The organism is Glycomyces tarimensis (assembly GCF_054776215.1).
Genome location: NZ_BAAHCB010000006.1, coordinates 1 through 10,219, shown reverse-complemented (window position 1 = coordinate 10,219; position 10,219 = coordinate 1). Strand labels below are relative to the sequence as shown.

Below are 10,219 nucleotides of genomic sequence, written 5' to 3'. Positions count from 1 at the left end.
GAAGCGGCGGTGCCTCAGTATGCTGCTTTGTTCTATTGGCGTCGTGTCGGCTCAGGGGGCGTCCAGTCCTCGGCGAAGAGGCCGTAGAGCTTCTCGTGGGCGGTGTTCTGGTCGGGGAACGTCACTTGTACTTGGACGTGCAGTTCTTGCCTGGGGAGGATGATGTGCTTGCCCTGCTCGGGCGGTGGGGATCCGAGGAGGATCGTGCTGTCGGTGCCGTCCTTGATGACCACGCCCCAGAACGTGTCGGTGAACGTTTTGGACAGGTGCGTCCCCGACGGCAGCTGCCCGAATCCCAGCCGCCACCGTTCAACGGGCTTGGTGTCGGCGGTCATGACGATGTTGTAGGAGTACAGCTGCCCTTTGCCCTCCGACCAGCTTCCGGAGAACTTGTAGGGGACCTTGAGGTTCCGCTTCTCAACGGTGAAGGTCGTCTGGGCCTCGGTGGACCGGGTGCCGCCGGAGACGGCTGTGGCGTGGACGGTGTGCTCGCCGAGCGCCCACCCAGCGTCGTCGGCGTACACCCATTTGTTGCTGGTGACCGGCACGGTGCCGAGGGCCTTGCTTTCGTCTTTGAGTTCGACGGTCCCGGCGTTGAACGCGTGTCCTTCGATGCGTGCCGAGGCGTCGACGTGCGCGTCGTTCTTCGGGTTGGTGATCTGCACGGAGGCTGTGGGTTTCACCAGGTAGAAGTTGCGGTAGGCGCGGCCGGACTTCGCCGAGCCGTGTACGGCGAGGACCGCGAGTTCATGCTTGCCTTCGCTCCAGTCGGTGTTCGGCGCGTAGGTCCACTTGCCGTTGGCGACCGGAGCGGTACCGATGAGCTTGAGCTCGTCGTAGATCTCGACCTTGTCGACCGCTCCGCTGACGGACCCCGAAACCTGCTGCTTGGCGTTCTCGACTTTGGCATCGGCGAGTGGTTGCTCGATGACCGGTACCGGTACGACTTCCTTGTACGCGAGGGCGGACTGCGGCTGGTCGTTCCAGGTGCCGGTGCGGCTTCCGGTCAGTTTGTACTTCGTGAGGTCGGCGATCTCGCTCTTCGCCGGTACGGGGAGGCGTTCGCCGCGCTGGTCGATCTTGGTGAACAGGGCGTTTTCTTCGTCGGTGCCGTTGACGACGGAGGAGACACCGTCGTCTGACTGGTTGAAGCCGTGTTCTGAGAAGTTGTTCGAGGTCGATCCGGCGGGGATGACGAGGATAGCGGTTCGGGGGCCGCCGACGTTGAAGTTGATGTCGGCGAACAGGCAGAACGTGTTGGGCGGGCACTTGTCCTTGCCCCTGTCATTGATGACGTACGGCTCGGTCACGTCGATTCCTTCCTGTTTATGGGGATTATGCGGCTGATGTCGTTTCTGCGCGAGACAAGGCAATAATACGGTTGCTTATCGTATGGGCGTCTATCAAGAATCCGACAGTCGACGTATAGAATCACATAGGGGTTAAAAATGCACGAAGTAGCCTACTGCTGCAAGCTCGCCGTCGGGCTCTAGCTTGAATTTCCACCTCGCTCCCGTGGACCGGGGCGTCCGCAGTCGGGATCGGTGGCGCTGCAACGGGGCTCGATGAGCGTCCTTGAACCTCGTCGTCGCTGCTCAGCGCAGTGGTCGGCCGCGACCGACTGCATCCTGCATCGCGCCATGCTTGATACGACCGATCAGCCGCCACGGAGTTATGGAGCACCGACGGGGCATCGTTTCGAGCGGCCGGTGCTCCAACTGCTCCCGGAGGCCGTCGAGCGCGACGGGGTAGGAGATGCTGAGCAGGCGAAACGCTCGCTCTCTCGCCTCCGGCGATCGCCGAAAGGTGAAAGATCCAGGCTGGGTCCGTTTGCCATTTGAGGCGCGCTGAACTGCGGAAGTCAGCGTGTCCAACTCCTGTTGGAGTCGCATACTTCCGGCTGGCTCGGGACGAGGGCACAGCGGAATCAACTCAGGGAATCTGATCTGGCAGGGGGTCGGGCGGGACGGTGTACGGGAACACCATAATTCCGATATGGATGATTATGAGCAGCCAAAAAGACCGCCATTGGTTCTAAAAACGAAGCCCGAGAATCGCCGATAGACCCCTCACCCGTGCGACCCACGGATCAAGCCGATACGCGGCGCGCTTCACGAGAGGGAGAGAAAGCGCTCTTAGAAAATGTGCCAGTATTGCTGCGCGGAGTCTGCGGCGTCCCGGAAATTGCCGGCGGAAGTGGACATGCGTCAGCGTCCACAATCTGACAGTGCGGCTCGAGCGATGCCGGTGGTGTCGGTTTCGGCGAGCTGGCTTGGGGCGCAGTGTCAGCGCGGACACGGCCCTGGTGGTCATTCTTGGTTCGGATCCTCTGTGAGCTAAGCAGGACTGTGCCCGAGATCGATTGCGGTGGACTGCAAGGCCAGGTATGTCGAAGCTTCCATATTCGAGGTGACGCCCTGACGGACCGGCGGGCCTCTCGTTACTCGGGCGCGGTGACTCGGGTCTAGGCTGCGGTTTCGCTGTTTCGACCGATGCGCCAGTCCATTCGGAGGCGCGGACAAGGGGAGGTCCACACAATCATGCGAATGCGTTTTGCCGCCGGTATCGCCGCAGGACTGTTGCTGTCGGGTGCGATGGCGGCCCCGGCGGAAGCCGCGCCAAGCGGCCTGAGGCAGTGCGAGAAGGGCAATGTGTGCTTCTGGACGGAGCCGAACTACAAAGGTGAGATCAGTGTCTTCTACGAGCCGGGCAACAACTGCGACGCCGCATATGACGGGGTGATCCGCTCAGCGGCCAATCGGTCAGGAAAACGCATCACGCTGTACGAAGACCAGAACTGCGAGGTGCCCCTTGTCACGCTCTGGGACAAGGTCGAGATCGACGACGTCGGACTGGACGCGCAGAGCTGGATCTGATCCACATCGCGCCGCGAAGGGGCGGACGGTATCCCGCTGTCCGTTCCCGGGGTGAGCCTGCCGGGTTCGGCAGGGGCTTCCCAGCGCAGGCGGCGGTCCTCGCCAAGGTGTCGGGCTCGGCCATGCGGAAGACTCGCCCAAGTTTAGGCGGGCGGCGAACACCGCTGCCGGAGGTCGCGGCCGTAGAGCACCCGGGCGGATCGCCGTTGCCCGACCACGCTCACCGGCAGACCGCCTGGTTGCCAGGCCAAGCGGGGCCCGTCGTAGTCCGCATCGGTCACGGATTGGCAGCGCCGCTTGGCAGTCGCGCTCGCCGCCAGCCCGGCGCGGCTTCACGGTGTCGCATGCGGACGATGATGACGCGACAGAGGGCGGCTGACCTGACGGTTGCCATTGCGGTGGAGGAGGTGGCGCTCGTAGGTGCGGGACGCTGTGGCGACAACTCCACATGGAACATTTCAGGCAAGGCCAGCGTGAATATCCGCTGAGGCCGCGATGAGACCGGAGCCCTCCAGGATCGCCTGCGGCGTCGAAGTCCTCGGCCCTGTGCAGAGCAGGGGATCAGTGCATGCCGGTCTGGGTCAGATGCATCTGGGCGTAGCGGCCCGAGGCCTCCAGCAGTTCGTCATGAGTGCCCTGCTCGAGGATCCGTCCGTTGTCGAGCACGACGATGCGATCGGCGCGGCGGATGGTGGACAGCCGGTGCGCGACCACCAGGGTGGTTCGGCCCCGCATGAGTCGGTCGAGCGCCTCTTTGACCAACTCCTCGGCCTCCGGGTCGAGCGCTGAAGTCGCCTCGTCGAGCAGGAGGATGCGCGGATCTCGGACGAGCGCCCGTGCGATCGCGAGTCGTTGACGCTGCCCGCCGGACAGGCGCGCCCCGCGCTCGCCGACCACCGTGTCGAGGCCGTTGGGCAGTTCGTGCACGAACTGCGATGCGTTGGCATCGCGAAGTGCGAGCAGGATCCGCTCCTCATCTGCGTTCCGCAGGCCATAGGCCACGTTCTCCCGGATGGTGCCTTCGAACAGGACGGATTCTTGCGGCACTACCGAGATGAACCGACGTGCTGTGCGCAGATCGAGCTGCTGCATGTCGACGCCGTCGAGCAGGATGCGGCCCGAGGTGGGACGCACGAACCCCAGCACGAGGTTGAGCAGCGTCGATTTCCCCGAGCCCGAGGGACCGACGAACGCGACCGTCGTTCCCGGTTCGATGTCGAGCGAGACCTCCCGCACCGCATCGGTCTCGGCCTCCGGATAGCGGTGCGAGACGTTCTCCAGACTGAGGCGGCCCTCGACGGTGCCTACATCCTGCTTGCCCGCGTTCTGCTCGATGTCCGGCTCTTCAAGGACCTCGGCGATCGAGCGGACCGACTCCAGACCGCGCGCTCCGACCGGTATCAGCATCATCAGCTGCGTGAGCCCCTGCGTCAGCAGCGTGAAGTAGGTCGACAACAGCACCACCTCACCGGGCGTGATCGGCAGCGTCCGGGTGAGGGCGAACGTCGCCGCGAGCACGAGGCAACCCGCGCCGAGCAGCTGCATGGTGACCCATGAAATCGAGGCCACGTGGCCGTTGAGCATGTCCAGGTGCAGGCCCGCGCGCCGTACGTTCTCCGCGCTACTGGCCACCCGCGAAACCGCCGTCTGCTCCAGGCCGTGCGCTCGGGTGACCGGCATGAGCGAGGCCATCTCGCCGACCCTCGCCGCCAGCCCCTCCATCTCCCGCCGGAACTTCTCGTTGCGAGTTCGGGAGCGGCGGCGCAGGCCGGCGCGCAGCCCGATCGCGATCGGCACGGCGAGGGCGTACACGGGCAGGAACTGGGGCACGGCTATCGCGGTCATGGTGAGCGCGCCGATCAGCACCATGGTCGCTGACAGCAGCGGATGGGTGATCTGTTGGAGCATGAGCTCGACGTTCTCGACGTCCCGGACCAGCTTCGTCTGCACGATCGAGGAGCTCACCCGCGTGTGATAGCCGATCGACAGGCTCTGCAGCCGATCGGCCAGGGCATTGCGGAGGTCGGCGCCGGTGTCGCGCACCACAGTCATGAAGTTGCGCGTGTAGAGGATGTGGTTGGGGTAGTTCTGCACCAGGAGCGCCGCCGCGATGGCGAACCATCCCAGGACCGCCGTCACCGAGCCGTCGGCGGCGACCAGGTCGATGATCGCGGCGGTCACCACCGGCAGGAACCACAGCGGAATCTCTTTGAGGGTGAACGCTGCCACCGCCAGGAGCATGCGCCATGGGCGGCGCATGAGCAGGCGGAACACCGAACGCGCGGCACGAGAACCGCCCAGCAGTTCCGGCCGCTCGGCAAGCGTTCTCAGGGGCATTCGCCGATAGTACGCCACTATTGTGCGCCTCGGCCAGCGCCAGGCCAGGCGGCAACGCTCCCGGATCGTCGGGAGTGTGTTCGACAACGCCCGGTGGCCGGTGCTGTACATCGCAAGGCCCGAATCCGTCTACGGCCGGCGGTTCAGCAGACGCCGTCCTCGTCGCACGGGCGACATCCGGCCCTCTCGGAGTGGATGACCACGCAGCAGCGGCCCGGGCCGGGCGCGAGTTCGACTCGCTCGGGGTCAGCGTCGCGCGCGGCGAGTACGCCGCGTAGGAACGACCGGTTCATGCCGCAGACCAGTTCGGTCTCTCGCTGGGCGATCCGGTGAAACGGACAGTTGCGCAGCTCGATGTCGTCGTGGTCGGTGATGTGGGGTTCGTAGCCGCAGCGGGTGAGTGTCGCCAGGAGGTCGGTGGCTTCTTCGTCGACTGCACGTCCCTGCCGTTCGGCGGCGGCGAGCAGGGCGCTTCGCAGCGCCTCGGAGTCCGCGGCCGCGACGGCGTCGACGAGGATCTCGGCCAACAGGCCGTATTCGCGTGGCGGGATCGTGACCGATACCTCATCTCGCGCGGGCGCGTATTGCTTGGCGGGTCGCCCGGCTCCCGGCCCGCCCCGCCCTTCCGGACGGGCGTAGCCGGTCGTGAGCAGGCCCGCGTCGGCGAGCCGGTCGAGGTGGTATGCCGCCAGCGTGCGGCTGATCTTCGCCGCTTCGGCCACCTGGTCCCGTCGTACCGGCGCGCGCTGAGCCGCGACGTAGTCGTAGACCCGGCGCCGGACCGGATTTGACAGCACGTCGAGGCCGGACGCTCCCTCGGGGATCGAAACCTCGTCCATGTAGCAAAACTCTACCACCAACGAAGCTTGACAAATAGCCGTCGACCGCACACACTAAAACCAATTAAGATTGTCTTTAGAAAGGGTCATGTCATGTCGACGACCTCAGCGCGTGCCGCATCGGGCAGCTCGGCGACTCGGAGCCTCCGCGATCCGGCCTATGGCGCCTACCGACTGCTCCATGTCGGTTTCGTCGCACTCCCTCTGCTGATGGGACTGGACAAATTCACCAACACGCTCACCGAATGGCCCGTCTACCTGGCGCCGTGGATCGTGGAGCTGTCGCCTTTCTCGGCCCAGACCGCCATGTACGTCGTCGGCGTCATCGAGATCGTCGCCGGTCTCGCCGTGGCCGTGAAACCCCGCTACGCCGCGTACGTCGTCGCCCTGTGGCTGACGGGCATCATCGTCAACCTGCTCACCTACCCTCGATTCCACGACGTGGCGCTGCGCGATTTCGGCCTGCTGATCGCGGCGCTGGCACTGGCCCGGCTCGCCGCCGTCTACAACCGCCCCGACCGGCATCCCGACTCCGGCACCGATGCGGTCTCAGCTCGATGACGGCACTGCATGTCGAGGACACCGCCGCCGAACCGGACATGATCGCGGCGGAGGCCGCGGCGGCGGCCTTCCTCAAGGCATTGGGCGTGCCGCAGGACTCCGAGCACCTGCAGGCCACGCCCCGGCGGATGGCCAGGGCCTGGGCGGAGATGCTCACACCGCGCTCGTTCGATCTGACGACGTTCCCCAACGAGGAGTCCTATGACGAACTGGTGCTGGCCCGGGACATTCCGTTCCGATCGGTGTGCGAACACCACCTGCTGCCGTTCACAGGTCGCGCGTGCGTGGGTTACCTACCCGGTCAACGGGTGCTCGGCCTCTCCAAGCTCGCCCGAGTCGTCGAGCACTTCGCCTGCCGACCGCAGACGCAGGAGCGGCTGACCAAACAGACCGCCGACTGGCTGCAGGAGCATCTCGGCGCCCGAGCCGTCGGCGTGGTGGTCCGAGCCGAGCACTCGTGCATGACGCTGCGCGGCGCGAACGCGACCGGCTCCAGCACGGTGACTTCGACCCTGCTGGGACGTCTGCGCACCGACCCGCGTTCCCGCCAGGAGTTCCTTTCGCTGGCCGGATTTTGAGCCCCCGCATCCCCCGGCAAGCCCAGTCCGCACTGAATCGCCAAAGGAGATCATCGTGAACAGCACGCAACAGGTCGTGATCGTCGGCGGCGGCCTCGCCGCCGCTAAGACCGCTGAGGCCCTCCGGGACCACGGTTTCACCGGCGCCGTCACCATGCTCGCCGCCGAGGTACACCTACCCTACGAGCGTCCGCCCATGTCCAAAAGCTTCCTCGCCGGAGCCTCTCCCTTCGAGAATGCGCTGGTCCACACCGCCGAGTGGTACCGGAAGGAGGAGATCGACTTGCGCACGAGCACGCGTGCCGTCGCTCTCGACACCCGTGCGCGGCGCGTGCGTCTCGAAAACGGCGATGCAGTGGCATACGACAAACTCGTCCTGGCCACGGGCTCGACGCCGCGCCGGCTGCCCGCGCCCGGTGCGGATGCGACCGGCGTCCGCTACCTGCGTACTCGCGAGGACTCGGACGCCATCCGTTCCACATTCGGCTCCGGCCGGCGCCTCGTCGTCATCGGCGGCGGGTGGATCGGGCTCGAGGTCGCCGCGGCCGCTCGAGGTGCGGGCACCGAGGTCTGCGTCATCGAGGCCGCCGACTTGCCGCTGTCTGCCGCACTCGGTCCCGAAGTGGCCGCGGTCTTCGCCGACCTGCACCGGGATAACGGGGTCGACCTGCGTCTGGGCACACGACTGGCCGCCGTCCTGGCCGAGGGCGGCCAGGCCGTTGGCGTAGAGCTGGACGGTGGCGAGCGGATCGATGCCGACGGCATCGTGGTGGGCATCGGGGCGGCTCCTGAGACGGGTCTGGCCGAGGCCGCCGGTTTGGCCGTCGACAACGGCGTACTCGTCGACGCCTCGCTGCGCACCAGCGACCCGGATGTCTACGCCGTCGGTGACATCGCCAACCACGACCATCCCGTCCTGGGCCGACGGGTGCGTGTCGAGCACTGGGCCACCGCGCTCAACCAGCCCGCCGTTGCTGCCGCGGCCCTACTCGGCGGCGCGGAACAGTACACCGAGCTCCCGTACTTCTACAGTGACCAGTACGAGCTCGGCATAGAGTATGTAGGACACGCACCCGAGGGCTCCTACGACCGGGTCGTCGTTCGCGGTGCCCTGGTCGCTCGGGAATTCGTGGCCTTCTGGCTCGACCGGGACGACCGCATCAAGGCCGCGATGAATGTCAACGTCTGGGGCATAGCCGACCGAGTCAAGCACCTGATCGCCGACAGCGCACCAATCGATCCCGAGCGGCTCGCCGACCCGGGTGTGCCCTACGCCGAGTTGTAGCCCGCAGTGTTTCTGCCGATATCAGGCCGCAACGAACGACACCCCGCCACTCACCGAGCGGCATTGTTCCTAGGCCGCCGCCGGAGCGGCGGCGCTCCTCCCGTTGACTGGCTGCGGCGCCAAGGAACGGACGATACGGCTGACTCCGATGAGGGCTTCGACGTCGAGGACCTTACGGACGATGACCGCTACTCCGATGACGAGTATGTCGGTGGATCGTCACGGTCACTGCAACGGTCACTGCAGCGGTGCGGAAGGGTGCCTCCGCGACCACGGGCAGGTCTATGCCAGCCGCCTGCTCGTCGACCTTGTGGGCCATGACTTGGACCTCGATCGTCTGGTCGACGGACTCTCCGGTAGATCTAGGCCCTTGTGACACATTCCCCCCGGCTCGGCGAAGGCACATCACCGCCACCGAGGCCATCGATCTCAAACGGGCGGTTACGCGGCGCACGGCGAAATTCTCCGGCTCGCTATGGGTGACGCCGACGCAGGTGGAGCGACATATTGAGGCGAACCTCCACGCGGGCAATGCTCACGTTTCACATGCGTAACATGGCTCGCAGTGTCATGCTGTGGTGATGCGGTCGATCCTCAACACGACGATCACGTTCGGCATGGTCCGCGTCCCGGTCAAGTTGTACGCGGCCACCGGCAGCCATGATCTGGTGCTGCACCAGTACCACTCGGCCGATGCGGGGCGGATCCGCTACGAGCGGGTGTGCGAGCTCGAGGACGAGCCCGTGCCCTCCGAGGAGATCGTCAAAGGCCTCGAAACCGAGGAAGGCGAGTTGGTCTTCCTCGACGACGAGGACCTCAAGAATCTGCCGGTCAGCTCCTCGAAGCAGATCGAAGTGCTGACCTTCGTACCCGATGACCAGATCGACCCCATCTACTACGAGCGCAGTTACTATCTCGGGCCCGGTACCGGCGGCGCCGACCCGTACATCGTGCTGCGGGAGGCGATGCTCGAAAAGCAGAAGATCGCCATCGCCAGGCTCACCATGCGGCAGCGCGAAAGCCTGGCGGCCCTGCGGCCTCGCGACGGGATATTGGTGCTGGACACGATGCTGTGGGCCGATGAGCTCCACATGCCCGAGACCAGCGGTGCCGGCGCCGAGATCGCCGAAGCGGAGCTGGAGATGGCCGGGATCCTCATTGAGGCCGGGTCTGGCGACTGGGAGCCCGAGCAGTACGCCGACGAATATCAGGAGGCGCTGCGGGAGCTCATCAACGCCAAGCAGCATGGACGTCCGGCCCCCAAGGCGCCACAGGAGCCAAAGGCGAAGGTCATCAACCTGATGGACGCGTTGCAGAAGTCCGTGGAACGCGTCGATCCTGACCGGCTGCCGCCAGCGAAGAAGTCCGCGCGCAAGGCCGCGAAGAAGACCGCCAAGAAAGCCACGCAAAAAACCAAGAAGGCCGCGAAAAAGGCCGCGCACAAACGCACGCGAGCCTGACCGGGTCTGGACCAGTGCGGTGGTCCGCAGGCCGCCGGTCCCATACATGAGGAAACGGCGATATTCGAGTATCCACCGCGCCAACCCGCGACCCGGCGCGAACACCCGCGTTACCAGTACGGCGCGACTCTAAACGCCTCCGGCCTGCTCCAGGCTTTCGGGGCGTGTCGCCGTTTGGGGCCTCCCGTGCTAGGGCCGCCGCCGGCTCGAACACTGGGTACTGGTGACCGAACGCCTCGACCACTTTGTTGGCGTCGCGACGGGTCGGTGGGGCTCGGCCGGG

At 65.8% G+C, this 10,219-nt stretch carries 8 protein-coding genes; 5 read left to right on the top strand and 3 right to left on the bottom strand.

What is annotated here, in order from left to right:
- Positions 1–32: 32 nt before the first annotated feature.
- Positions 33–1,310, bottom strand: coding sequence for a peptidase inhibitor family I36 protein (locus ACYVK3_RS09210; RefSeq protein ID WP_460497004.1), 1,278 nt, complete (start codon positions 1,308–1,310; stop codon positions 33–35).
- Between the two features lie 1,236 nt (positions 1,311–2,546).
- Between ACYVK3_RS09210 and ACYVK3_RS09205 the strand changes: the two genes are divergently transcribed.
- Positions 2,547–2,876, top strand: coding sequence for a peptidase inhibitor family I36 protein (locus tag ACYVK3_RS09205; protein ID WP_460497003.1), 330 nt, complete (start codon positions 2,547–2,549; stop codon positions 2,874–2,876).
- A gap of 561 nt (positions 2,877–3,437) precedes the next feature.
- On the opposite strand, the gene ACYVK3_RS09200 is transcribed toward ACYVK3_RS09205, so the two are convergent.
- Both ACYVK3_RS09200 and ACYVK3_RS09195 read right to left on the bottom strand, forming a co-directional pair.
- A complete protein-coding gene (locus ACYVK3_RS09200) occupies positions 3,438–5,213 on the bottom strand; it encodes an ABC transporter ATP-binding protein (RefSeq protein WP_460497002.1) in 1,776 nt (591 codons plus the stop codon).
- A 143-nt stretch (positions 5,214–5,356) separates the two neighbouring features.
- The gene (locus tag ACYVK3_RS09195; RefSeq protein WP_460497001.1) at positions 5,357–6,052 is read right to left on the bottom strand and encodes a helix-turn-helix transcriptional regulator; all 696 of its coding nucleotides are present in this window, start codon (positions 6,050–6,052) and stop codon (positions 5,357–5,359) included.
- A 93-nt stretch (positions 6,053–6,145) separates the two neighbouring features.
- On the opposite strand from ACYVK3_RS09195, the gene ACYVK3_RS09190 reads away from it, so the two are divergent.
- From ACYVK3_RS09190 to ku, 4 genes are all read left to right on the top strand, one after another.
- Positions 6,146–6,613, top strand: coding sequence for a hypothetical protein (locus tag ACYVK3_RS09190; protein WP_460497000.1), 468 nt, complete (start codon positions 6,146–6,148; stop codon positions 6,611–6,613).
- On the top strand, positions 6,610–7,191 hold the full coding sequence (folE, locus tag ACYVK3_RS09185) for a GTP cyclohydrolase I (protein ID WP_460496999.1): 582 nt from the start codon (positions 6,610–6,612) through the stop codon (positions 7,189–7,191). Before ACYVK3_RS09190 ends, folE begins: the two co-directional genes overlap by 4 nt.
- 55 nt (positions 7,192–7,246) lie before the next feature.
- The gene (locus tag ACYVK3_RS09180; RefSeq protein ID WP_460496998.1) at positions 7,247–8,476 is read left to right on the top strand and encodes an NAD(P)/FAD-dependent oxidoreductase; all 1,230 of its coding nucleotides are present in this window, start codon (positions 7,247–7,249) and stop codon (positions 8,474–8,476) included.
- 581 nt (positions 8,477–9,057) lie between these two features.
- The gene (ku, locus tag ACYVK3_RS09175; protein ID WP_460496997.1) at positions 9,058–9,936 is read left to right on the top strand and encodes a Ku protein; all 879 of its coding nucleotides are present in this window, start codon (positions 9,058–9,060) and stop codon (positions 9,934–9,936) included.
- Positions 9,937–10,219: the final 283 nt, after the last annotated feature.

Coding starts and splice junctions, on each gene's coding strand:
- ACYVK3_RS09205 (WP_460497003.1), top strand. CDS start 2,547: ATGCGTTTTGCCGCCGGTATCGCCGCAGGACTGTTGCTGTCGGGTGCG.
- ACYVK3_RS09200 (WP_460497002.1), bottom strand. CDS start 5,213: ATGCCCCTGAGAACGCTTGCCGAGCGGCCGGAACTGCTGGGCGGTTCT.
- ACYVK3_RS09195 (WP_460497001.1), bottom strand. CDS start 6,052: ATGGACGAGGTTTCGATCCCCGAGGGAGCGTCCGGCCTCGACGTGCTG.
- ACYVK3_RS09190 (WP_460497000.1), top strand. CDS start 6,146: ATGTCGACGACCTCAGCGCGTGCCGCATCGGGCAGCTCGGCGACTCGG.
- folE (WP_460496999.1), top strand. CDS start 6,610: ATGACGGCACTGCATGTCGAGGACACCGCCGCCGAACCGGACATGATC.
- ku (WP_460496997.1), top strand. CDS start 9,058: ATGCGGTCGATCCTCAACACGACGATCACGTTCGGCATGGTCCGCGTC.